Consider the following 22,331-nt stretch of genomic DNA (forward strand, 5'->3'; position numbering starts at 1 on the left):
CCAATTTACTTGCCAGCGAGACACATCGGCTGAGTGATGAATTCTGACTACCAACGTTGCTGTCGTGATGAGCAACAGGACTGACGCCCTTGCGACTCTTGCGCTGGCTGGCGAGTGGCAGCCGAACCGGATGCAGCGATCAGACAGGGTCGCCGGGCCACTCTTGCCATGAAATGGAAGGTGGTCGTTCGCCGCTCTCGATGAACTCCTTCACCGTTTGCCGGATCTGCTCAATCGGAATCTCCGAGTCTGCGGGGAACTCCCGGTCGCTGCCGGTGTAGTAGTAGGTCAACTCGTTGTCGCCGCCGGCCTGGCCCTGGCTGTAGTAGGTGCCACCTTCGCCCATGTAGCGCAGTGCGCCGACGTCGCCGTCCTCGTTGTTAATCGCCATCAGCAGCTCGTGGTTCGGCACGCCTGCGGCGTTAAGTCCTCCCTCGACGTACATCGCGGCCACCGAGTTGCTGTAGTCCTCGGCCAGCAGACCATCTACCAACTGGTCGACGTCGTCAGGGGTTTGGAGGCGTAGCGGCGCGTCGCCGTGCTCGTGCTTGTAATAGGCCTTGACGACAGTCATGAGGTCTCCGTTTCTCCGTGGTAGATCTTCTCAAACCCGTCCGGTCCGTAGACCACGAGCTCGCTGCCGCGCGGCAGGAATCGGGGTAGCAGCTCGTCACAACCCAGCTCGCCCGGACAAGGCCGGTTGTTCAAGACGATGCGGGCTCGCCGGATATCCTCGCGGCGCATCCTCATCGCGAACTTGAGTTCGACGTCGGCGGCTGTCGAAAGCTTGTGCGGCTCGGTCACCAGTCCCAGCCGCTCGGCATAACGTTGAGCCTCTTGGTATTCGGGGTCATGACGCCCGGAGATCAGGTTGTGCTCGTTGCCATGGTCATCAACCCAGATACCTCGGGTCTTGGGACTGTAGCCACGAGTCACCACTCGTTTGGGCAGCTTCTGCAAGACCGGCTCAGGATCGAAGGAGCCCGGCTGTGGGTCTTTGGGTTGCCGGCCCTTGTTGGCTTCCGGTTGCGAGGGGTCATCGCCGCGCCGGCTGTCCGCAGGCTGGTCCCTCCCGGCTGCCGCGTCCGGCCGGGATGGAGAGCCGCTCGGCTCAGCCGTCCGCACACCGCTGACCATCTGCTCGACCCACTGCTTCGCTCGGGCTTCAGCGAGGGATAGGTAGTGGGCCGCTTCCTCGCAGCGCCGCGCGGCGTCGTCGAGCTGCGCGGCGGCCATGCGCGCGTTCGGGTTGTTGCCCTGGTTCCCGATCCAGGCCGCGGCCTCACGGCACTTCCTGGCTCGGTCATGCAGGTAGCCAACCGCCCGCGGGGCCTCGTTCAAGCAGGCGAGCAGGCGTTCGGCGACCTGCTGCAGCTCGGAGGGCATCTACGCCGCCGTGCCCGGCTAGATCTGGTCGGCGTAGCTACGGCACCCTGCTTCGGCGATCTGCAACGACTGCACCGCTTGGTCAACGGACTTGGCGGCCGCGTCGAGCATCGTCGCGATGTCCTGATCTGCCCGCGTTGCCGTGCCGCGGATCAGCATCTGCACTTGCTGGCTGGACTGTTCGAAGCGCTGCTTGAACCCGGCGAGGCTCGCCGCCCCTTGTCGGGACTGGTCAGCCAGGCCGTGCAGCTGCATCTTCATCTGTTCGACTTGGGACATATCCGCCAGGCCTCACTCTCGAAATGGGCGGAGGTTCGGTCGGCTGGATCGGTTTGGGTGGAACGGCTGGCGCAGTGCAGGGCTCGCCTCACTACACCGCGCCAGCCGGTTTGGGGTCCCTGCCTGAGCTGCCAGGGGAATACAGGGGTCGGGAGACTCAGGCAGGGACGTATTGGGGGGTGGAGCGGAAGGGCTATCCGCTCCGAGTAGCGATCAAGAGGCCGCCTGGCCAATGCGGTGCATGGCGGCCTGGTCCAAGGTGACGACCCGGGCCTCTGTCGCGGCCTCGAAGTACTCCCGGATACGGCCAGGCGCTTCCAGAACTATGAGGTGCAGCAGGCTCGGGAGGAGCACCACCGGGACGTGGTCGCGCGTGACGGCCTGGAAGAACCGCTCAAACGCCAGCAGTGGCCGGCGCGGATCCTCTTCCACGAAGACTGCCGCCAGTTCCAAGCCGGACGCCTTCGCGAACGCGGACAGCCGCTCCTTCGTGCGGTTGACCTCGGAGGTACAGACCAGCAGCTCGGCACGCACGTAGGCATAGGCGCGGGAGCGCTCGATCCCAGAGCTGTGGTTCCCGGGAGCAGCGCAGTCGCAGCGCAGCGAGTAGCAAGTACGAGTCGGGTGTCCGCGTTGCCTGACTCGCATGCGCTCCACGGTCTTCACCGCCGCTCGACGTCCGGGTTCACCGCCGGCTCGTTCGTCACCCGCAGGCTTAAGAATCGCCGCCCCATGGCTGCCTCGTACCTCGCCGCTGCGTCGGGCTCTGCCGTGTACTCGGCGATCAGGTGTTCGCCGAACCAGACACAGACCCGGTTGCGTGGTTTGTCGTTCTCCACGGTGGTCCTCATTCGCCCCGCACCTCCCGCGCGATGTCGCGCAGCATGAACGCGTACAGCACGGCAGCGACGATGCCTAGCACCAAGAACATGTTCGGTCAGCTCCTTGGGCTCGAGACCGGTCCGTGTGAGGACGGAAACGGTGCCCGAGTGAATGAGACTGCATAAGACTTGGCAACGAGTATGCAGTTTCATTCACTTGGACGCAAGTGATTGGGTGCGGCCGGTTACCGGCGCAGCACGCTGCGGCTGGCGATGACCAGGCAGATGGCCATCAGGACACCGGCGGTCCAGAAACACGCGTCAATGCCCCACCGGCTGGCCACCAGGCCGCCGAACAGGGCGCCCAGCGGTCCGGCGCCGTTGCCGAGCGTCCGGAAGGTCGTCACGACCCTGCCGAGCATGTCGCGCGGCGTGAAGTGCTGCCGGGCCGACACCACCGATACGGTGACGACCGAGGAGGCGAAGCCGGCGACCGCCAGTGCTGCGCCAGCCAGGACTGCCGACGACGTCAGCGCCAGTAGTGGCCACAGCAGCGTCCGCACCGCCATAGCCAGGAACACCGAGCGGTGGAAGTCCAGGCGTCGCAGCAGCCGCGGTGCCAGCGGACCGCCCATGATGCCGCCAATCGCCAAGGCCGCGATCAGGAAGCCGTAGTCCCGGTCTTGCAAGCCGAGACCGTCGTTGCCGGTGGCATGCAGCACCAGCAGCGCGTAGACCATCGTGGTTGTGAAGTTGGCAGCAGCAGTCAGCAGCGCCAACGTACGCAGCTGCCGATGTCCGGCCAGCCACTTCATCCCGGACCAGATCGCCGCCCGCAGTGTTTCGCGTGTCGATGCTGGATCGTCGGTCCGCGGCTGTCCTTTAAGTACGGCACTGAGTAGCGCGGCCGAGCCGACAAACGACACCGCGTCGGCCGCGAACGGTAGCCAGGGCGCCAGCACGAACGATGCTGAGCCTGCGGGCGGCCCGATCAGGGAGGCGCCGGCTGTCTCTGCCGCCGACACCCGGCCGTTGACCCGGTTGCGCAGATCGGCATCGTGGTCAGTCAGGTTGGCCACGACCGACTGAGCGGCTGCACCGTGGAAGACTGCCCCTGCCATCACGATGAAAGATCCCACCGCCAGCATTGGCACGGTGATCCGGTCGAGCAGCACCAGCACGGCGATTAGGCCGACTGCCACACCGCGCACCGAGTCAGCCACGATCAGGGTCGGGCGATGCGGCCACCGGTCGACCAACGCCCCGGCGAACGGGGATACCACTAGCCAGGGCAGCAGGGCGGCGGCCGACACTAGCCCAATGGCTAGGGGATCGCGGGTGACGGCGGCAGCCGCGAGAGGCACTGCCGCCGTCCATGCGCCGTCACCGACGCTGGAGATGGAAGCCGCGGCGATGACCGCTCGCAGCCGTCCGGGAATCGTTGGCCGGTTGCGGGCCGGAGCCGTGGCGTCTTCCATCTGTCGTGGTTAGAGGTCGAACTCGCCCTTGCGGGCGCCGTCCAGGAAGGCGGCCCACTCCTTCTTGGTGAACATCAGGACGGGGCCTTGGCGGTCGGTCGAGTCGCGGACGGCGGTCCAGCCGGTCGGCTCGGTGGCGACCTCGACGCAGGCGTTGTCGTCGGCGCTGATGTTGGCCTTGTGCCAGTTGGTGAAGGCCGACAGTTGGGGGCGGTTGGCAGACATCATGGCAGTGCTCCAATCGGTTGGTATTCGACTACGAAGCGTGGCGTGCAATCACCGTAAGCCAGCTCACCGACTCTTCCGGTGACATGGCTGCACGGAGCATTCGGTCCCACACCACGCCGTACGTCGCGAGATCATCGCTGCCGCCGAGCGCCAGACCGACTGTCGGCGTCTCCACCCGCACCACCGGCGCCTGTGCCGGATCGCGGTACGTCACCCAGACGAAACCGGTCATCGGCGACATCTCCATCGGTGCGTCGTTGAGGATGACTTGCAGCGTGATCCGCGGCGCTTTGGCGCACAGGACCAGGTGTTCCAGCTGGCCTCTCCGCAGATGGCTGTTGCCTTGTGGGACCCAGCGTGCGGCGGTCTCAGTCACCACGACGTGGTACTGCGGGCCGTCTTGGTCATCACGCAGCCGGGCGCCACGCTTCATGCGCATAGCCACGGCTTCATCGACGTCAGTGCCGGCTGAGAACCGGGCCGACTCGATGACGGCGTAGGCGTACTCCGGCGTCTGGAACGGGCCGGGTACGAGGAACGGTTGGAAGTGGCGGATGTCGCTCGCCAACTCGTCGAGCTCCAGCAGTTGGCGCTGCCGATCCTCCAGACTGCCGCGGTGGATCGCCTGCCAGCTTGAGATGTCGGTCACGACCGCCTCGGCCAGCGACATCACCCGCTCGTGATCTTCCGACGTCGCTTCAACCGCATCCAGCCATCGGGAGATGACATCCATCGCCGGACGCGCCGTCACGTTGGTCTCGATCCGCGACACCTTGGCCTGTGAGATCCCGACCCGCACCGCCAACTGGTCGCCGCTCAGACCTGCCAGGCTCCGCAGACGGCGCAGCTCCTGGCCCAGGCGGGCACGGCGCTGCGGCGGGGTTACGTCTGCAGCCATCTGCCCTCCTCGCGCCACGACGATCTATGCAGTCTCATGCATCTTAGCGGTATTTGCACTACGATCGACCCCATGGCGGCTACCCAATTCGACGTTGGCGGCTACAAGCTGGCAGCAGAGATTACCGGCGATGACTCCCCAACCGCGGTCTTTAGCTCCGGGTCGGGTGACGCCGGTCAGGCTTGGACTGCCACCATCGCCGCTCTCAAGACGCGGCCTCGGCTGGTGACTTACGCCCGCGCCGGCATCGGCGAAAGCGACGCACTGCCGCGGTCAACACCCCGCTCGTTTGGAGACGCCGCCGACGAGCTGCGTCGGTTGCTCGACGCGACCGGGCTCCCCGGGCCGTTCGTGCTGGTCGGTCACTCGATCGGGGCGGTCATCGCCCAGATCTTTGCCTCGCGCTGGCCAGACAGGCTCGCCGGGCTGGTGATGGTCGACCCGAGCGACGTCAACCTGTGGCTCGACATCGACACACCTAAGTTGGTCGTGCCAGATGGCGACCGTGACGACCACGCTTCCTTCGACGTCAAGCGCGGGGCCGAAGAGGCCGCGGCCAGCCGGCGGCGCCTTGACCTACCGAGCGTCGTCATCTCCAGCCGAGTTGGCCGCTGGCTCGACTCCAAGACGCCGGAGCTCTGGAAACCCTTCACGACTGCAGAGCTCGACGAGCGTTGGCAGCATGGTCATCGCGACCTCGCCGCGGATCTGGGTGCGGAACAGAGAGTCGCCCAGGTAGGCGGACACTACGTCCAGAACGATCAGCCTGAGCTGGTTGGTGAGGCGATCGATGGCATTGTCAGGCAGCAGACGTGCAGGCAGGTTGGCGGATCGGCTGGCGATAACCAATCAGGGGATGGCAGACCGGCGTCCGCCATCCCCTGATTCGCATTCTGATCAGCGATACGCAAGAGTATCCGCGCGGCTGGTTAGCCGCCCTGCTTGATCAACCCGTTGATCTTGTCGATGTAGTTCGGGAGGTCGGTGATCGGCTTCTTGCCGCTCAGGATGGGCTGGTAGTTGGCGGTCGTCAGATCGCCGACCTGGCTGGCCCACTGGGTGGTGAACCGGACGCCGACCGTCTTCTCCGCGCCCAGGTCCGCCTTGACCGTATCGACGACCGTCGGCTGCTGCGCCTTCGTCAGCGCGTCGAAGTAGCTCGCCTGCGCCGGCGTGTAGGCCGGCGGCGCGACCGGCGAGGCCGGCAGGACCGCGTCCCACACCTTGGTGTTGATGTACTCGAGCACCTTGAACGTCGCGTCCTGGTCCTTCGTGTACTGCGGCGTGCAGATCCCGACCGAGTCGTACAGCGTGGTCGGCGTGTCCACCTGCGGGAACGGCGCGAACCCGTACTTGATCTTCGGCTTGTCGGTCTGGAACCCGGCCGCCAGCCACTGCCCGCCGAATGTCATCGGCACCTTGCCGGCCGCGAACAGCGATTGCACGTTCGACGCGTCGTACCCGGGCGGCGCGACCGACCCGTTCTTGATCGCGGCGGTCAGCTTCTGCACGCCTTCCTTGTACTTGTCGTCGGCCTCGGCCTTCGTCGGGTGGTTCACGTTGTCGGTGAACGGCGCCCCGCCCGCGGACACGGAGTACAGGCTCATCGTGAACGGGCCGTCCGCGCTGGTCAGCTGGTCGGCGACCAGGCCGTACTTCGCCCCGTTCTTGCCGGCCAGCTTCGCGGCGTCGGCGTACATCTCGTCCCACGTCCAGCCGGCCTTCGGCAGCGGCAGGCCCGCGGCGGTGAATGCGTCGGCGTTGTACCAGACGCCGTACGTGTTCATCAGCGACGGCAGGCCGCCCATCTGGCCGTCCGCGGTCTTCCAGTTGTCCATCGCCGACGGGACGAACTTGTCGGCCTTGAAGTCGCCGTCGTTGTTCTTGATCTTGTCCGCCCAGTCGACCAGCAGGCCCTGCGACGTGTACTGCTGCTCGGTGTCGTTACCGCACCAGAACAGGTCCGGCAGCTTCTTCGCCTGAGTCAGCGACGCGAGCTTGTCGCCGTACGCCCCGCTCGGCGAGTCCAGCAGCTGCACCTTGACGTTGTCGTCCTTGAAGCCTTCCAGCGCCTTCTTGATCGCGGCGTTGGTGTCGGCCGACTCCCACGTCATCACGGTGACCGTGACCGGCCCGTTGCTGGAGCCGCCGGAACCGGAGCCACCGCCGCAGGCCGTTGCCGCCAGCAACCCCGCGCACGCCAGCGCGGCGACGCCCAATGTCCTCTTCACAAGGATTCTCCTTATTTCTGGTTCGTGCTGCCGAGAGCGCCGAGGCCCTGGATGAAGTAGCGCTGCGCGGCGAAGAAGATGATCAGCGGCGGCAGCATGTACAGGAGGTTGGTGGCCATGTAGTAGCTCCAGTCCGGCGTCTTCCCGGCGAACGGCGAGATGAACGACGCCATACCCACCGACAACGGCCACTTGCCGGAGGAGTACAGGTAGACCAGCGGATTCAGGTAGTCGTTCCAGGACGCCTGGAACGCGAGGATCGCCATCGTCAGCCAGGCCGGCCGGGTCAACGGCAGCATCACGCTGACGAAGATCCGCAGATGCCCGGCGCCGTCGATCTTCGCCGCCTCGTCGATCGAGTACGGGATGGCCAGGAAGTACTGCCGGGCCAGGAAGATGAACAGCGGGTTCCCGCCGAGGAACGCCGGCACGATCAGCGGCAGCCAGGTGTCGTACCAGCCGATGCTCTTGTACATCTGGAAGAGCGGGATCAGGCCGACGACACCGGGCAGCAGCATGCTGCCGACGAACAGGTAGAACCACACCTTGCGGCCGGGGAACCGCAACCGGGCCAGCGCGTAGCCGGCCATCATCGCGGTCATCACGCCGCCGATCACGCTCAGCGCGGTGATGATGACCGAGTTCAGGAACAGCCGCGGGAAGTGGATCGCCTTCGGCCCGTCGATGAAGTTGCTCCAGTGGAACTCGCGCGGCAGCAGCTTCGGCGGGATGTCGAACACGGCGGTCTGGCTCTTCAGCCCGATCGTGATCATCCACAGCAGCGGGACGACCATCACCGCGCAGATGAACAGCGCGACGATGTACCACGCGGTGGTTCCGACGAGCCGCGGCTTCTTCTTCGCCGGGCGTGTCACCTCGGACACACCGGAGGACAGGGAGGCTTCAGTTGTTGTCACTGTACGTCCAGAGCGAGGAGAACTTCGCGGTCAGGGCGATCACGGCGATGATGATGATGAACAGCACCCACACCTGTGCGGACGCGTACCCCAGCTGCGGGATCCGGCCCAGTGTCGGGAAGCCGTTGTTGTAGATCCCGAGCATCAGCACGTTGGTACTGAACCCGGGCCCGCCGTTGGTCAGGATCTTCGGCTGGTTGAACGTCTGCAGCGCGGCCGTGGTCTGCAGGATCACCTGCAGCAGCATGATCGGGCTGATCATCGGCATCGTGATCCGCAGGAACACCGACCACGGACCGGCGCCGTCCACCTTGGCGGCCTCGTACAGCTCGGTCGGCACCGACTGCAGCGCGGCCAGGAAGATGATCATGGTCCCGCCGACGCCCCACAGCATCACCAGCACCACGGACGGCATCGCCATCTTGGAACTCTGCAACCACAGACTGGTCGGCAGGCCGAGCCGGCCGAGGATCGCGTTCAGCAGCCCCACCTGTGGCTCGAGCATGAACTTCCAGAGCGTGATCGTCGCGACCGCGGGCAGTACGACCGGCAGGTACGCGAGCGTCCGGACCACCCGGACACCGCGGAACCGCTGGTTGCAGAACATCGCCAGCGCGAGCCCGAGGACCAGCGACAACGGGACATAGAGCAACACCAGATAGCCGGTCGCCCGCAACGACGGCCAGAAGGCCGGGTCGGTGGTGAACAGCCTCCGGAAGTTGCCGAGGCCAATGAAGACCGGGTTCGTCAACCCGTTGTACTTCGTCAGCGCTAGATAGAACGATCGGATCAGCGGATATCCCACAAAGACGAGGAACCCGATCACCGCGGGAGCGATGAACAGGTACGCCGCCTTCACGTCGGAGCCTGCATTGCGACTCATGCCACCGCGGTTCTTTCTCCGGGTAGCTCCGCCTGGAGTGGCACTACTCATCCGGCCTCCTGGACGGTAACGTTTCCAACGTTTTACTGTTGGGTGACGATGCCGTGTCCCGAAAAGGAAGTCAACCCCGTGCCCGAAACGTTTCCAACCAAGCCGGAGGTCGCTCGGCCGACGATGATCGACGTCGCCCGCCGGGCCGGCGTCGGGCTCGGAACGGTGTCGCGTGTCGTGAACGGCGGCCACGGCGTCCGGGACGAGACCGCGCAACGCGTCCGTGCCGCCATCGACGAGCTCGGGTTCCAGCGCAACGAGGTCGCCCGTGCGCTCCGGCCCGGCAAGAAGTCGACCAGTCTCGCGCTCGTCCTCGGTGACCTGACCAACCCGTTCTACGCGAGTATCGCGAAGGCGTCGCTGGAGATCGCCGGCCAGTCCGGGTTCGCGGTCGTGCTCGGCAGTGTGGACGAGGACCCGGAGGGCGAGAAGCGCGCGATCCAGGAACTCGTCAGCCGCCAGGTCGCCGGACTGATGATCGTCCCGGACCAAGGCGATCACGCGTTCCTGGAAGGCGCCGGCGTACCGGTGGTGTTCGTCGACCGGCCGGCCACCGGGATCGAGGCCGACATCGTGATGGTCGACAACGAGGGCGGCGGCCGGATCGCGGCCGAACACCTGCTCCGCCAGGGCCACGAGCGGATCGCGATCATCCTCGCGCCGTCGTACTACACGATCGGCCGCCGGTTGCGCGGCTTCCGCCGGGCGCACCGCGCGGCCGGGGTGGACGTCGACGAGTCGCTGGTCATCCAGTTGCCCGAGGGCAACGCGGAGGCCGCCGAGAAGGCGACCCGCGAGGTGATGCTGCGGCCGGATCCGCCGACCGCGATCTTCGCGTCGACGAACTTCCTGGTCGAGGGTGTGCTGCGGGCGCTCGGCGAGCTGGAGCAGGACCCGGCGGTGGTCGGGTTCGACGACTTCCGGCTCGCGGACATGCTGCCGACGCCGGTCACGGTCGTTGCCTCCGACATCGCCGAGCTCGGCCGCAGCGCGGCCCGGCTGCTGCTCGACCGCGCGTCCGGGACGGACACCCGGCCGCCGCAGCGGATCGTGCTGCCGTGCGCGCTGATCGAGCGCGGCTCCGGCGAACGCCCGCCGGTTTCTGCTGCGAAGAGAAAGTCTGAGTGACCGCCCGCCCCGCTGGCTAAGGTCGCAGCGTGTACTCCGAGACGTTCGGCACCGGCCGCCTGATCTTCTTCCTCCCCAGCTGGGGCGGCGACGGCGGCGAGGCCCGCGCCGTCCACGAACCGATCTTCGAGAAGCGGGCGGGCTGGCGGCGCGTGTACGTCGACCCGCCCGGCACGGGCAAGTCACCCGCCGACGTCTCGATCACCAATCAGGACGGGATGCTCTCGTCCATTGCAGGGCTGATCAGCGCCGTGGCGGGTGACGAACCGTTCGCCCTCGCGGGTACCTCGGCCGGAGCCCTCCACGCCCGAGGCGTCCTCAAACAGAACCCGGCGCAAGTCCTAGGACTGTTGCTCAGGGCACCTGGTGTCGTGATCGACCGCTCTCGCCGCACGCTCCCGACCGCGGAGCACCTGCAGCCGTCGGCCGCCCGCGACCGCCAGCACGAGTACTACAACGCGGCGGAGATGCTGGCGGACCTGGAGTTCCTCGGCCGCATTCAGCGCGACGTCTCGACGTACGGCCTGAGCGAGGACCCATCGGTCCGCTTCGACGGCCCGACCTTGATCGTCACCGGCCGCCAGGACACCACCGCCGGGTACGCCGACGCCTGGCCGCTCCTCGACGACTACCCGCGCGCAACGTACGCCGTACTCGACCAGGAAGACCACTTCCTCCCCGGACCGGGCTCGGCGCTGTACCGGGCACTCGTGGAGGACTGGCTGGACAGAGTCGAGCACCCGGGCGCGTGAGGGGCGGAGCGCGCGGCCGGGTGCCCGGGTTCGGGGTGGGTCAGAAGTTCGGGTAGGCCCAGCCGAGGTAGCTGTTGAAGTACGGCAGGGCGCGTTTGCCGATCGCGCCGCTGACGCTGGTGGCCCAGAAGTTTCCGTCGCCGGTCGCCACGCCGACGTGGCCGTACGGTGCGGCCAGGTCCCAGAAGACCAGGGCGCCCTTCGGCGGGTTCAGGTCACCCTTGTGCGCGACACCGCGGGCGACGGCGTCGTTCCAGTCGGCCTTGGCGGAGGCCCAGATCGCGGTCTTGCCGTACGAGTTCTCGGCGGCCATCTCGCAGTACCCCTGGAAGGCGGTCGACCCGTTGCGGGCGGCGTACCAGGCGATGGCCTTGTCGGCGCGTGGGTTGCTGGTGCACAGCGGGGCGATCAGGCCGCTGCTGCCGGTGTTGACGTAGGAGTCGGTGATGTAGCCCTTGCCGGGGACGTGGTCCCAGACGAGGCTTCGGCCGTACTTCCCCGAGACGGGTTCTCCATAGATCTGACAATCGATGTCGACCGGTCCGTTGGGTTGGTTGCCGACGGTGCCGAAGCTGGTCGCGTTCCCGGATCGGATGGCGACGCCGGTGCCGCTGTCGGTGACGACAGTTCCGGTGGCGGCGTTCGCGGTGAGGGTGCCGGTGCCGAGGGCGGTGACGCCGGCGAGGAGGGCGGTGACGGCAACACGGGCGGTGATGCGCATGAGGGCGGTACGCATGGTGTGTTCCCTTTCGTGAAGTTGTACTCGCAGGGAACCAAAAGCTGCCGGTGTTGTCGCAGTGGGCAACGGCGCCCGCGGGGCGGTCGGGCGCCGGTGCCCGCGGCCTCAGAAGTTCGGCTGGGCCCAGCCGAGGTAGTTGGAGAAGTACGGCAGGGCGCGTTTGCCGATGGCGCCGCTGACGCTGGTGGCCCAGAAGTTGCCGTCACCGGTGGCGACGCCGACGTGGCCGTAGGAGCTGATGTTCCAGAACACCAAGGCACCCTTGGGTGGGTTGGTGTCGCCCTTGTGCGCGGCGCCGCGGCGGACGGCGTCGTTCCAGTTCGCGATCGCCGACGCGTAGACGCCGGTCGTGCCGTACGCGTTCTCGACGGCCTTCTCGCAGTACCCCTGGTATGCGGTGGATCCGTTGCGGGCGGAGAACCAGTTGATCGCGTCGTCGGCGCGGGACTGCGGGCTGACGACCGTACTCGCGACCGTGGTGTTGCTGGGGGTGGCCGCTGCAGGAAGGGCGGCCCCGCCGAGGACGGTGAGGCCGAGGACTGCGGTGGCGGTGAGGCGGGTGAGCTTCATGACGGTTGCCTTTCACTCTGTGCTGCATGGGGCGGTCTGTTACTTTGTGCAGACAATCAGAGCGTGATCAGATTGTCGCAGTGGGCAACGGAAATCAGTCACTCGTATTTGGTACTTTGAGTAGATAAGTGACGGCGAGAGCGGAGAGACGCCGTGCGCCCAGCCCAGGCCCGGTACGTGATCGGAGCGCGCATGCGTGAGCTGCGCGAGGCCGCCGGAATGCCGCTGACCCGCGCCGCCGCCGCGTCGGGCTGGGACAAGGGCCACCTCTCCCGGGTCGAACGCGGCCACACCAAACCGAGCCGCGAGCTGATCGAGTGGTACGACGACTCGTTCGGCGCGAACCAGGCGCTCGTGAACCAGCTGACCGAACTCGACGCCGCCGTCCGCGCCGGCCGTGACACGTCCCAACGGGACCTCCGCCGTCACGTCCAGCCGGTACTCCTCGGCGGCTCCGTTCCGACCGACCACCATCCTGACGACCGCGCGGAACTGGTCGGCGAGACCGTCCCCGACGGAACACAGGTACGCCGCGACGAGACCTTCGAAAAGACCTGGGTGATCCGCAACAGCGGCGAACGCCCCTGGTGCGACCGCTGGCTCACCCGCCAAGGCATCCCCGGCACCCCCGGCCACCTCCGCTCCCCAACCCGAGCCCCGGTCCCGGACGCAACCCCCGGCGACATAGTCACAGTCACCATGTCCCTCCAGGCCCCACCCCAAGTAGGCGCCTCCACCGCCTACTTCAAACTCACCGACGAAGCCGGCCGCCTCTATTACCCCGGCCTGGAGTCCCCACCCATCTACTGCACAATCCTCACTGTCTACGACCTCTAGCCCCCGCCACCCGTGCCGTTGAACAGGAACTGGTGAGGCTGGAGGGGAAATAGCCTGTTCAACGCCCCGGCCACGCGGACGCGGCCCCGGTTTGCCGACCGTCAGGCGAGGTGGAAGTCCGGCCGAGCCGCATGCGAAACACGCCGGATGCGTTCGGCCGTCACATACGGGTCGTCCAGATCCGGCCAGCCGACCCGCACCACCTGGTAGCCCAGCGCGCGGAGGTTGTCCTCACGCCATTTCTCCGCCACGAGGCTCTGCGCGTCGCCGTACTTCATCGCGCCGTCGAACTCGACGATGGTCAGACCTCCGAGCAACGTGTCGACCCGAGCGATCAGCCGGCCGCGCCGGTCGCGGATCTCGACCTGCAACTCGGGCTCCGGCAATCCGTGGTTCGCCATCAGCACCCGGAGCCGCGACTCACCCACCGACTCGCTCAGCCCGTTCGCGAACCGTGCGGCCGCCCGGGCGGCCGGCGATCCTTGCCACCCGGAGTGCCGATCCGCCGTCGCCACGAGCGCTTCCCTTGTGGCCAGGCGGTTGTGCAGTGCGGCGTCCCCGAGGACGACCCCGACCTCGTACGACGTGGCACCGGCGGTCTCGGCGACGGCACGCGCCGGCGTCACCACCTGCACCCCGTCGACGACGGTCACCTCGCCGGGATCGAACCGTGACCGGTGCACCTCAGCGATGGTGTCGGTACGCGTTCGGCCACGCGGTTTGGTCACGTGGATCTTGGAAAGGTCGAGGCCCCAGGTGGGCAGGCCGTGCAGAACGGCCGCGGATTGATGGCTCACCACCGCGCCGGGCCCCATCCGGGCGATGACAGCCCGGGTCTTCAGGAGATGCAGGGCAGCGGCTCGCTCCCACGCCGGCTCATCTGCGCGGCCGGCGGTCGGTTCGACGTACACATCCCTGGACAGCCGCGACCACTGCCTGGTCCGCAGCCGTCGCCGGATTTCGCTGTCCGTGTAGCCGGACTCCATCGCGTCCGCCCGGCTGAACCAGCCGCCCCGGGCGTCGGTCAGTACAGTCAACTTCGGGTTCATGACTGGCAAGGTGCCGCTGTCGCGCTGCCGGCGGAGCATCGGATTCCCCCGCTGTGGACAACCACAACCTGGGGCGGTGCACCCGCACTGGTGGCGGTGCACAGTAAATGGCCTGTCCTGCCCCACCAGACACTGTTCAAAGTCCCGTTGGGCGGGCCGGGGCGGGGGAAGCGGGGCGGGGCGGGGGCTGGCGGGGGATGGGGTGGGTGGGTGTTAGGTGTTGTAGTGCGCGTCGAGTTCGGCGTCGAGTTCGGCTTTGCGTTTGATCCAGCGTTCGCTGAGGCCTTTGACTTCTTCGTTGATGAAGTCGATGAAGCCGAGGGAGATGCGGATGCGGCGGTGGGCCTCGGTGCCTTCGCCGGAGGCGTTGAGGACCTTGCGGAGTGATTCGGACCAGCGGCCGAGGGAGGCGTCTTCGGTCATCATCGTCTGGTACCAGGCGTCGTCCTGGACGACGTACACGTCGCGGCGGCTGCCGGGCTCGCGTTCGCGGGTGGCCAGCCGGAGCTGGAGCAGGTAGTTGACGGCGCCGGAGACGGCGGCGGGGCTGGCCTGCAGTTGTTCGGAGAGTTCGGCGGCGGTCATCCGGCCCGACACGCTGGACAGGATCGCGGCGAACGTCCGGCCGGCCATTCGCGGCCAGCCTGTGTCCGCGAGCAGGTTGCCGAACTGCTCGGTGTACCGCTTGACGGCGTCGTCGTCTCGATGTGCACTCACCGCCCCATCATCCCCTCTGACCTGTCAGAAAGCTGTTAGGAAGATTCACAAACTTCTGAACGAAGTGTACCTTGTGAAACATGACATCAGCCATCGTGGTCTCTGGACTGCACAAGTCGTACGGAAGTACGCACGCCCTCGACGGGCTCGACCTCGAGGTCAAGACCGGTGAGGTGCACGGGTTCCTCGGGCCGAACGGCGCCGGGAAGTCCACCACCATCCGGGTCCTGCTCGGACTGCTGCGCGGCGACGCCGGCGATGTCTCGTTGCTCGGCGGGGACCCGTGGCACGACGCGGCCAAGCTGCACCGCCGGCTCGCGTACGTCCCGGGCGACGTGAACCTGTGGCCGAACCTGACCGGCGGCGAGGTGATCGACCTGCTCGGCCGGCTCCGCGGCGGGCTGGACGAGAAGAAGCGCGACGAGCTGCTCCGCCGTTTCGACCTGGACCCGACCAAGAAGGGCCGGACGTACTCCAAGGGCAACCGGCAGAAGGTCGCGCTGGTCGCGGCGCTGTCGAGCGACGTCGAGCTGCTGATCCTGGACGAGCCGACCTCCGGCCTCGACCCGCTGATGGAAGAGGTGTTCCGGCAGTGCATCGAGGAGGAGCGGCAGCGTGACCGTACGGTGCTGCTCTCGAGCCACATCCTCTCCGAGGTCGAGGCGCTGTGCGACCGGGTCAGCATCATCCGCCGCGGCAAGGTGGTCGAGACCGGCACGCTGTCCGAGCTGCGGCACCTGACCCGGACGTCGATCCACGCCGAGCTGGCGGAGTCGCCGAACGGCCTGGCGCAGCTCCCCGGCGTCCACGATCTCGATGTCGAGGGCAACCGGGTGCGGTGCGAGGTCGACACCGCGCAGCTCGAGGCGGTGATGCGGCAACTGTCCGCGAGCGGCATCAAGAGCCTGGTGGCGCAGCCGCCGACGCTCGAGGAGCTGTTTCTGCGGCACTACGAGGACGACGTCGCGGAACCCGAGGTGGCCGTCCGATGAACGACTTCGTCGGTACCGGGACGCTGGTGCGGCTCGCGCTGCGCCGCGACCGGTTGCTGATCCCGATCTGGATCATCGTGTTCGTGATGTCGGCGGCCGGTTCCGCCAAGGCGTCGATCAGCCTGTACTCCGACCCGAAGGCGCTGGCCGAGGCGGCGTCGACGTCCAACGCGTCACCGGCGCTGGTGTCGCTGTACGGGCGGATCTTCGACGAGCATTCGCTCGGGGAGGTCTCGCTGTTCAAGCTGACCGCGTTCGGCGCGCTGCTCGTCGGCCTGCTCGCGGGAATGCTCGTCGTACGGCACACCCGGACCGAGGAGGAGTCCGGCCGGCTGGAGCTGCTCAGCGCCGGGGTCCTCGGACGGTACGCCGCCTTGACCGCCGCGCTGATCGTGTCCGCGGCCACGGTCGTGGTCCTCGGGCTGGTGACGGCACTGTCGCTGATCGGCAGCGGGCTGGACACGCCGGGCTCGTTCGCGTTCGGGCTGATGTGGGCCGCAACCGGCCTGTCGTTCGCCGGCGTTGGGGCCGTGACAGCTCAGGTCACCGAGAGTGCCAGAGCAGCCAACGGGCTCACCGCGGTCGTGCTGGGTGTGTCCTATGTACTGCGGGCGATCGGTGACTCCTCGTCGGACGGCAGCACGCGCTGGGTGTCGTGGCTGTCTCCCATCGGCTGGTCACAGCAGGTCCGTGCGTACGCCGGTGACCGGTGGGCCGTACTGCTGCTACCGCTGGCGTTCCTGGCCGTCATGGTTGCCGCAGCGACCGCACTGATCCGGCGGCGCGATCTTGGCGCCGGGCTCGTACGGCCGCGTCCGGGTCCGCCGCGGGCCGCCGCTTCGTTGCGGTCGCCGTTCGCGCTGGCGTGGCGGTTGCACCGAGGCTCCCTGGTTGCTTGGGGATTCGCGTTCCTGCTGCTGGGGCTGCTGGTCGGCAACATCGCCAGCAACGTCGACGGGTTCGTCACCAGCGAGAGCGCCAAGGAGATGGTGCAGAAGCTCGGTGGCGTCCAGGGCATCACGGACGCGTTCTTGGCGACCGAGATGGGCGTGATGGGGCTGCTGGCATCGGCCTTCGGTATCCAGGCCGCACTGCGGCTGCGGTCGGAGGAGACCGCTCTCCGGGCAGAACCGTTGCTGGCAACCGGTGTGACGCGTGCACAGTGGTTGGGCAGCCATGTGCTGATGGCACTGCTCGGCACCGGTGCGCTGATCCTGGTTGCGGGTCTTGGCTCCGGGGTCTCCAGTGGGGCGTCGCTTGGCAACATGGGCCATCAGGTGCCGCGGATGCTGGCGGCTGCCGCCGTACAGCTGCCTGCGATCTGGCTGGTGACTGCGTTGGTCGTCATCCTCTTCGGTGTTGCGCCCAAGCTGGTCACCGCGGGTTGGGGGCTGTACGGGATCTTCCTGCTGATCGGGCAGTTCGGTGAGATCTTCAACCTGCCGCAGTGGGTGATCAACCTCAGCCCGTACGGCCACACGCCGCGGCTGCCTGGCGGTGGCTTCTCGGTCACACCGGTGCTGTGGCTGACCGGGATCGCCGCCGCGCTCACGATTGCCGGATTCGCCACGTTCCGGCGCCGCGACATCGGCTGACTCCTGAGCGGCGCTGGTCTGAGGGGTCCAGCGCTCACAGGCCCGCCCGGCGACGTTCCGGGCGGGCCTGTCTACGATCGCGGGGTGTTGAGTGAGCAACTGGTCGGCTTCTGGACCGAGCGGCACCTGTGCGTGCTGAGCACGGTCCGTGCCGACGGGACCGTCCATGCGACCCCGGTAGGCGCCACCCTGGATGCCGAGGCCGGGCTGCTGCGCGTGATCTGCTCCGGTACGTCGTACAAGGCGCGGACGATCCGCCGGCTGGGGGAGGCGTCCGTCGCGGTCACGCAGGTCGACGGGCGCCGGTGGAGCTCCCTGGAAGGCCGTGCCGTCGTCAGCGACGACCCGGCCGACGTACTGGAGGCCGAAGCCCGCTACGCCAAGCGCTACAAGCAGCCCCGCCCGAACCCCGCCCGCGTGGTCCTGCACATCACGATCACGAAGGCCCTTGGCAATGCCGGCTGACCCGCTCACCGTCGTCGGCATCGGCCCCGACGGCTGGTCAGGTCTCTCGCCAGCGGCCCGAGACGCGTTGACGACAGCGGACGTTCTGTTCGGCAGCTCCCGCCAACTGGCCCTCCTTGACCTGTCCATCGAGCGTGTTGCGTGGCCTTCACCGCTCTCGGAGGGTTTGCCTCGGTTGCTGGCGGAGTACCGCGGGCGACGGATCTGCGTGCTGGCCAGCGGCGACCCCACCTTCCACGGCATCGGTACGACGCTGGTCCGTCTACTCGGCGCCGACGCCGTACGCGTGATCCCGCACCCGTCCAGCGTCTCCCTCGCCTGCGCACGTCTCGGCTGGCCGCAGGACCAAGTGCAGGTCGTCAGCACCGTAACCAACCCCGTCGACCGCCTGCACCCGCACCTGCAGCCAAACCGTCGCCTACTGATCCTCAGCCGAACCGCTCAGACCCCAACGGAGGTCGCGCAGCTTCTGACTGCTCGCGGCTACGGCAGCAGCAGCTTCACCGTCCTGGAACAGCTCGACGGCCCAGCCGAACGCATCCGCACCTCAACAGCCGCCGACTGGTCCCACGAGGTCGACCCACTCAACGTCATCGCCATCCACTGCGCCGCGGACGCTCCCGGACTCTCCACCGCACCTGGCCTCCCGGACGACGCGTACGAGCACGACGGCCAGCTCACCAAACGCGAAGTACGCGCCGTCTCCCTCTCGCGCCTCGCACCCGTCCCCGGGCAACTCCTCTGGGACATCGGCGGCGGCGCCGGCAGCATCGCGATCGAATGGTCCCGCCATCACCCGGCCTGCCGAGCCATCGCGATCGAACGCGACCCCGCCCGCGCCGAACGCCTCGGACGCAACGCCACCGCACTCGGCGCCGCGGTCACCGTCGTCGAAGGCTCTGCTCCCAAGGCTCTCGACGACCTGGAAGCCCCCGACGCGATCTTCATCGGCGGCGGCGCCACCGCACCCGGCCTGTTCGACGCCTGCTGGAACGCGCTACGCCCCGGCGGCCGCCTGGTCGCGAACGGCGTCACACTCGAGACCGAAGCGCTGATCGTCCAGTGGTACAAGGCGTACGGCGGCGACCTCGTCCGCCTGGACGTCCACCGCGCATCCGCGATCGGCACCATGACCGGCTGGCGCCCCGCCATGCCCGTCACGATCTGGAGCGTGACCAAGTGACCGTGCATTTCATCGGCGCGGGCCCGGGCGCCGCCGACCTGATCACCGTCCGCGGGCGCGACCTGATCGCGGCGTCGCCGGTCTGCCTGTACGCCGGTGCGCTCGTCCCCGTCGAGCTCCTCGACCACTGTCCGCCCGGCGCCCGCAAGGTCGACACCGCGAACCTCACCCTCGACGAGATCGTCGCCGAACTCACCGCCGCGCACACGGCCGGCCACGACGTCGCCCGCCTGCATTCCGGCGACCCGTCCGTCTTCAGCGCGATGGCCGAACAACTGCGCCGCCTCGACGCCTTGCAGATCCCGTACGACGTCACGCCCGGAGTGCCGGCGTACGCCGCCGCGGCCGCCACGCTGCACCGGGAGCTGACCGTCCCGGAGGTCGGCCAGACCGTCATCCTGACCCGCATCGGCGGCAGCGCCAGCGCGATGCCGCCCGGCGAGGACCTGGCCGCCCTCGGCGCCGGGGGAGCGACGATCGTGCTGCACCTCGCCGTCCAGCAGATCGACCGCGTCGTCGCCGAACTCGTCCCGAACTACGGCGCCGACTGCCCGGTCGCGGTGGTCGCCCGCGCCTCCCGGGACGACGAACTGGTCCTCCGCGGCACGCTCGCCGACATCGCGGAACAGGTGAAGTCCGCCGGCGTCCGGCGTACCGCCGTGATCATCGCCGGAAAGGTGCTGTCGGCAACGGCGTTCCGGGACAGCCACCTGTACTCGGCCGACCGGTCCCGATGAGGGTGCTGCTGCTCGGCGGCACCGGCGACGCCCGCGAACTCGCGCGGCTGCTGGTTGCCGACGGCATCGAGGTCATCTCGTCGCTGGCCGGCCGGACGACCGGCGCCCGCCAACCGGCGGGCGAGGTCCGGGTCGGCGGTTTCGGCGGCGTCGACGGGCTGATCGCCTGGTTGCGAACGCATCCGGTCGATGTCGTCGTGGACGCCACGCACCCGTTCGCCGCCCACATGACCGCCAACGCCGCGGCCGCGACCACTCACCTCAACCTCCCGTTTGTGGCCCTCGACCGCCCGGGATGGGGCTCCGAGGACGACTGGCACTGGGCCGATACGCCCGCGGCCGCGGCGGAGCTGCTTCCCCGGATCGGTTCCCGGGTCTTCCTCACGATCGGCCGGCAGGGCCTCGACGCCTTCGCGTCCACCGGACTCTGGACGCTCGCGCGTTGCGTCGACCCACCCGCGCCGCGGCCGGCCTGGTGCGACCTCCTCCTGGCCCGCGGCCCGTTCTCGGAGGCCGACGAGCTGCGACTCCTCGAGCGGCACCGCATCGACGTACTCGTCACCAAGAACAGCGGCGGCCCCGCGACCGCCCCGAAGCTCCGGGCCGCCCACCAACTACGCATTCCGGTGGTCGTCATCCGGAGGCCGCCGCTGCCCGCCGGCCTCGACGTCGTGACGTCGCCCGCTCAGGCTGTCGCCTGGGTGATGCGAAAGAGCCATTCGTCGAGCACGTGACGCTCTCCGTCTGTCAGCGTCTTCAGCTCCGGCAGATGAGCCCGCAGCGCATTGGCCGCGCCGGTCGCGCCGTCACCACCGGACGTTGCGGTGCCGGCAGTCGCGATCGCGGAGATGACCGCATCGAACATCGCGTCCGCCAACCGTGCGTCGCGACTCTCCTCGGGCATGGCGAGCACTGTGAGTACGGCGCCTGAGCCGGCCGCCTGCATCATCTCCGTCGCCAGTTCCTCCGCCACACGCAACCGGCCGGCGGCCGCCAGGTTGCGGATGCGTGTCCGCAGGATCACCAGCCCGGCCTCCGCCGCCGCGGGGCGCTTGCCCGGCTGCATGTCGGCGTACATCAGCAGGAACAGCTCCCGGTTCGCCAGGCCGAAGCCGACGTGCAGGTCCCAGCCGGCGCGCAGGTCCGCGATCGGGTCGGCCGTCGGGTCGTGCGGCGGCTTCTCGGCGAGGTACTTCGCGAAGCCGTACTCGAGCACCGCCTGCAGCAGCCCGTCCTTGTCGCCGAACAACCGGTAGATCGTCGGCGCCTGCGTGCCCGCTGCCGCGGCGACCGCCCGGGTCGACACCGCCTCCCGGCCGCCGGACGCGAGCAGGCCGGCGGCGACCTCGACGATCTGCGCCCGCAGTTCGTCGCGGCTGCCTGTGCTCTCGTCCACGGACGCAACCGTAACGCTTGGCCGCGCGTGTTTCCAGTGATAACTTGATTGGGTTTCCACTGATAACAAGGAGTGTTCCATGATCATCGTCACCGGAGGTACGGGTCGGCTCGGGCGGGCCGTCGTCGAGCGCCTCGCCGAACAGGTACCGCCTTCCGAGCTCGGCGTCAGCGTCCGGGATCCAGGGAAGGCCGCGGACCTGGCTGCCCGGGGGATCCGGGTACGGCGAGCCGACTTCGACGATCCGGCCGCGCTGGCGACCGCATTCGAAGGTGCTACCCAGGTGCTGATCGTGTCGGGCCCGGCTGATCCGGCGCCGCACCGCGTCGCGATCGACACCGCGAAGGCGGCCGGCGCCGAGCGCATCCTCTACACCAGCCATCAGGCCGCGAACCTCGACTCGTTGTTCGTCGCCACCCGCGGGCATGCGGCGACCGAGCAGGACCTGGCGGGTTCCGGCGTACCGTTCACCGCGCTGCGCAACGGGTTCTATGCGAGTACGCCGGTGTATCTGCTGCGTTCGGCGCTGCAGAACGGGGAGCTGGTCCTGCCTGAGGACGGCCCCTTCTCGTGGACCGCGCACCGGGATCTGGCCGACGCGGCGGTCGTGGCGATCACCGATCCCGGGCGCCTCGGCGGAGTCACCCCGGCTTTGACCGGGCCCGAGACACTCGACTATGCCGACGTCGCCGCGATCGCGTCGGAGCTCACCGGGCGGAAGATCACCCGCGTGACGGTGCCGGACGAGGAATGGAAGCAGACGGCGCTCGGGCGCGGGATGCCGGAGTTCGCGGTCGAGCTGACGCTCGGGATCTTCCAGGCCGCCCGGCGTGGTGAGTTCGCGGTCGTCGATCCGGCACTGCCGAAGCTCCTCGGCCGCCCGGCGACCACGATCCGCGAGTTCCTGGCTGCCGAACTCGCCGTGTGACCCACGAGGTAACCACCGCGGGTCGCGCCGGGTGATCCGCGAGGGCTCGGCGGGTGAGGTCGGCCACCTTC

Annotated in this window: 27 protein-coding genes; 11 read left to right on the forward strand and 16 right to left on the reverse strand. The window is 68.1% G+C overall.

The window, feature by feature from the left end; all coding sequences use genetic code 11:
• Window positions 1-139: 139 nt before the first annotated feature.
• From ACXJJ3_RS33440 to ACXJJ3_RS33475, 8 genes are all read right to left on the reverse strand, one after another.
• Window positions 140-574 carry an Imm1 family immunity protein gene (locus ACXJJ3_RS33440; protein WP_458165868.1) on the reverse strand — a complete coding sequence of 145 codons (435 nt, stop codon included), beginning with the start codon at window positions 572-574 and terminating at the stop codon, window positions 140-142.
• Window positions 571-1,386, reverse strand: a complete 816-nt coding sequence (locus tag ACXJJ3_RS33445; RefSeq protein WP_458165869.1) for a DddA-like double-stranded DNA deaminase toxin — start codon at window positions 1,384-1,386, stop codon at window positions 571-573. The genes ACXJJ3_RS33440 and ACXJJ3_RS33445 overlap by 4 nt, the downstream gene beginning before the upstream one ends.
• Window positions 1,387-1,404: 18 nt before the next feature.
• Window positions 1,405-1,647 (reverse strand): hypothetical protein, encoded by a 243-nt coding sequence (locus ACXJJ3_RS33450; RefSeq protein ID WP_458165870.1) that lies wholly within the window; start codon window positions 1,645-1,647, stop codon window positions 1,405-1,407.
• Window positions 1,648-1,878: 231 nt separating this feature from the next.
• Window positions 1,879-2,199, reverse strand: a complete 321-nt coding sequence (locus tag ACXJJ3_RS33455) for a hypothetical protein (protein ID WP_458165871.1) — start codon at window positions 2,197-2,199, stop codon at window positions 1,879-1,881.
• Between the two features lie 128 nt (window positions 2,200-2,327).
• Window positions 2,328-2,516 carry a hypothetical protein gene (locus tag ACXJJ3_RS33460; RefSeq protein WP_458165872.1) on the reverse strand — a complete coding sequence of 63 codons (189 nt, stop codon included), beginning with the start codon at window positions 2,514-2,516 and terminating at the stop codon, window positions 2,328-2,330.
• Between the two features lie 215 nt (window positions 2,517-2,731).
• Window positions 2,732-3,964, reverse strand: a complete 1,233-nt coding sequence (locus ACXJJ3_RS33465; protein ID WP_458165873.1) for an MFS transporter — start codon at window positions 3,962-3,964, stop codon at window positions 2,732-2,734.
• A gap of 9 nt (window positions 3,965-3,973) precedes the next feature.
• Window positions 3,974-4,192: a DUF397 domain-containing protein gene (locus ACXJJ3_RS33470; protein WP_458165874.1), complete on the reverse strand. Its 219-nt coding sequence runs from the start codon at window positions 4,190-4,192 to the stop codon at window positions 3,974-3,976.
• A 28-nt stretch (window positions 4,193-4,220) separates the two neighbouring features.
• The gene (locus ACXJJ3_RS33475; RefSeq protein WP_458165875.1) at window positions 4,221-5,090 is read right to left on the reverse strand and encodes a helix-turn-helix domain-containing protein; all 870 of its coding nucleotides are present in this window, start codon (window positions 5,088-5,090) and stop codon (window positions 4,221-4,223) included.
• Window positions 5,091-5,162: 72 nt separating this feature from the next.
• Between ACXJJ3_RS33475 and ACXJJ3_RS33480 the strand changes: the two genes are divergently transcribed.
• Window positions 5,163-5,975 (forward strand): alpha/beta fold hydrolase, encoded by an 813-nt coding sequence (locus ACXJJ3_RS33480; protein ID WP_458165876.1) that lies wholly within the window; start codon window positions 5,163-5,165, stop codon window positions 5,973-5,975.
• A gap of 44 nt (window positions 5,976-6,019) precedes the next feature.
• On the opposite strand, the gene ACXJJ3_RS33485 is transcribed toward ACXJJ3_RS33480, so the two are convergent.
• The 3 genes from ACXJJ3_RS33485 to ACXJJ3_RS33495 are packed head-to-tail and all read right to left on the reverse strand — an operon-like array spanning window position 6,020 to window position 9,121.
• Window positions 6,020-7,321, reverse strand: a complete 1,302-nt coding sequence (locus ACXJJ3_RS33485) for an ABC transporter substrate-binding protein (RefSeq protein WP_458165877.1) — start codon at window positions 7,319-7,321, stop codon at window positions 6,020-6,022.
• A gap of 11 nt (window positions 7,322-7,332) precedes the next feature.
• Window positions 7,333-8,205, reverse strand: coding sequence for a carbohydrate ABC transporter permease (locus tag ACXJJ3_RS33490; protein WP_458165878.1), 873 nt, complete (start codon window positions 8,203-8,205; stop codon window positions 7,333-7,335).
• Window positions 8,206-8,224: 19 nt separating this feature from the next.
• Window positions 8,225-9,121, reverse strand: a complete 897-nt coding sequence (locus ACXJJ3_RS33495) for a carbohydrate ABC transporter permease (RefSeq protein ID WP_458165879.1) — start codon at window positions 9,119-9,121, stop codon at window positions 8,225-8,227.
• Between the two features lie 129 nt (window positions 9,122-9,250).
• Here ACXJJ3_RS33495 and ACXJJ3_RS33500 point away from each other — a divergent pair, with 129 nt between their 5' ends.
• On the forward strand, window positions 9,251-10,300 hold the full coding sequence (locus ACXJJ3_RS33500) for a LacI family DNA-binding transcriptional regulator (RefSeq protein ID WP_458165880.1): 1,050 nt from the start codon (window positions 9,251-9,253) through the stop codon (window positions 10,298-10,300).
• 29 nt (window positions 10,301-10,329) lie between these two features.
• Window positions 10,330-11,052 carry an alpha/beta fold hydrolase gene (locus ACXJJ3_RS33505; RefSeq protein ID WP_458165881.1) on the forward strand — a complete coding sequence of 241 codons (723 nt, stop codon included), beginning with the start codon at window positions 10,330-10,332 and terminating at the stop codon, window positions 11,050-11,052.
• A gap of 40 nt (window positions 11,053-11,092) precedes the next feature.
• Here the strand turns inward: ACXJJ3_RS33505 and ACXJJ3_RS33510 are convergent, their stop codons facing one another.
• Both ACXJJ3_RS33510 and ACXJJ3_RS33515 read right to left on the reverse strand, forming a co-directional pair.
• A complete protein-coding gene (locus ACXJJ3_RS33510) occupies window positions 11,093-11,788 on the reverse strand; it encodes a CHAP domain-containing protein (protein WP_458165882.1) in 696 nt (231 codons plus the stop codon).
• A gap of 108 nt (window positions 11,789-11,896) precedes the next feature.
• Window positions 11,897-12,361, reverse strand: coding sequence for a CHAP domain-containing protein (locus tag ACXJJ3_RS33515; protein ID WP_458165883.1), 465 nt, complete (start codon window positions 12,359-12,361; stop codon window positions 11,897-11,899).
• Between the two features lie 192 nt (window positions 12,362-12,553).
• Between ACXJJ3_RS33515 and ACXJJ3_RS33520 the strand changes: the two genes are divergently transcribed.
• Window positions 12,554-13,198 carry an NBR1-Ig-like domain-containing protein gene (locus ACXJJ3_RS33520; protein WP_458165884.1) on the forward strand — a complete coding sequence of 215 codons (645 nt, stop codon included), beginning with the start codon at window positions 12,554-12,556 and terminating at the stop codon, window positions 13,196-13,198.
• A 101-nt stretch (window positions 13,199-13,299) separates the two neighbouring features.
• Here the strand turns inward: ACXJJ3_RS33520 and ACXJJ3_RS33525 are convergent, their stop codons facing one another.
• Together ACXJJ3_RS33525 and ACXJJ3_RS33530 are read right to left on the reverse strand one after the other, a co-directional pair.
• Complete coding sequence (locus tag ACXJJ3_RS33525; RefSeq protein WP_458165885.1) at window positions 13,300-14,247, reverse strand: type IV toxin-antitoxin system AbiEi family antitoxin domain-containing protein; 948 nt, start codon at window positions 14,245-14,247, stop codon at window positions 13,300-13,302.
• A 213-nt stretch (window positions 14,248-14,460) separates the two neighbouring features.
• A complete protein-coding gene (locus tag ACXJJ3_RS33530; protein ID WP_458165886.1) occupies window positions 14,461-14,964 on the reverse strand; it encodes a GbsR/MarR family transcriptional regulator in 504 nt (167 codons plus the stop codon).
• 80 nt (window positions 14,965-15,044) lie between these two features.
• Between ACXJJ3_RS33530 and ACXJJ3_RS33535 the strand changes: the two genes are divergently transcribed.
• From ACXJJ3_RS33535 to ACXJJ3_RS33560, 6 genes are all read left to right on the forward strand, one after another.
• Window positions 15,045-15,956: an ABC transporter ATP-binding protein gene (locus ACXJJ3_RS33535; RefSeq protein WP_458165887.1), complete on the forward strand. Its 912-nt coding sequence runs from the start codon at window positions 15,045-15,047 to the stop codon at window positions 15,954-15,956.
• On the forward strand, window positions 15,953-17,551 hold the full coding sequence (locus ACXJJ3_RS33540) for an ABC transporter permease (protein ID WP_458165888.1): 1,599 nt from the start codon (window positions 15,953-15,955) through the stop codon (window positions 17,549-17,551). The genes ACXJJ3_RS33535 and ACXJJ3_RS33540 overlap by 4 nt, the downstream gene beginning before the upstream one ends.
• Window positions 17,552-17,635: 84 nt before the next feature.
• Window positions 17,636-18,016, forward strand: coding sequence for a TIGR03618 family F420-dependent PPOX class oxidoreductase (locus ACXJJ3_RS33545; RefSeq protein ID WP_458165889.1), 381 nt, complete (start codon window positions 17,636-17,638; stop codon window positions 18,014-18,016).
• Complete coding sequence (gene cbiE / locus ACXJJ3_RS33550) at window positions 18,006-19,199, forward strand: precorrin-6y C5,15-methyltransferase (decarboxylating) subunit CbiE (RefSeq protein WP_458165890.1); 1,194 nt, start codon at window positions 18,006-18,008, stop codon at window positions 19,197-19,199. Before ACXJJ3_RS33545 ends, cbiE begins: the two co-directional genes overlap by 11 nt.
• Entirely contained in the window at window positions 19,196-19,936 is a 741-nt protein-coding gene (gene cobM / locus ACXJJ3_RS33555) for a precorrin-4 C(11)-methyltransferase (protein ID WP_458165891.1), read from the forward strand. Before cbiE ends, cobM begins: the two co-directional genes overlap by 4 nt.
• The gene (locus ACXJJ3_RS33560; protein WP_458165892.1) at window positions 19,933-20,670 is read left to right on the forward strand and encodes a cobalt-precorrin-6A reductase; all 738 of its coding nucleotides are present in this window, start codon (window positions 19,933-19,935) and stop codon (window positions 20,668-20,670) included. Before cobM ends, ACXJJ3_RS33560 begins: the two co-directional genes overlap by 4 nt.
• Here ACXJJ3_RS33560 and ACXJJ3_RS33565 read toward each other — a convergent pair.
• On the reverse strand, window positions 20,622-21,332 hold the full coding sequence (locus ACXJJ3_RS33565) for a TetR/AcrR family transcriptional regulator (RefSeq protein ID WP_458165893.1): 711 nt from the start codon (window positions 21,330-21,332) through the stop codon (window positions 20,622-20,624). The genes ACXJJ3_RS33560 and ACXJJ3_RS33565 overlap by 49 nt on opposite strands.
• 79 nt (window positions 21,333-21,411) lie before the next feature.
• Here ACXJJ3_RS33565 and ACXJJ3_RS33570 point away from each other — a divergent pair, with 79 nt between their 5' ends.
• Window positions 21,412-22,260: an SDR family oxidoreductase gene (locus ACXJJ3_RS33570; protein WP_458165894.1), complete on the forward strand. Its 849-nt coding sequence runs from the start codon at window positions 21,412-21,414 to the stop codon at window positions 22,258-22,260.
• The last annotated feature ends 71 nt before the right edge of the window (window positions 22,261-22,331 follow it).

Source organism: Kribbella sp. WER1, from assembly GCF_054189145.1.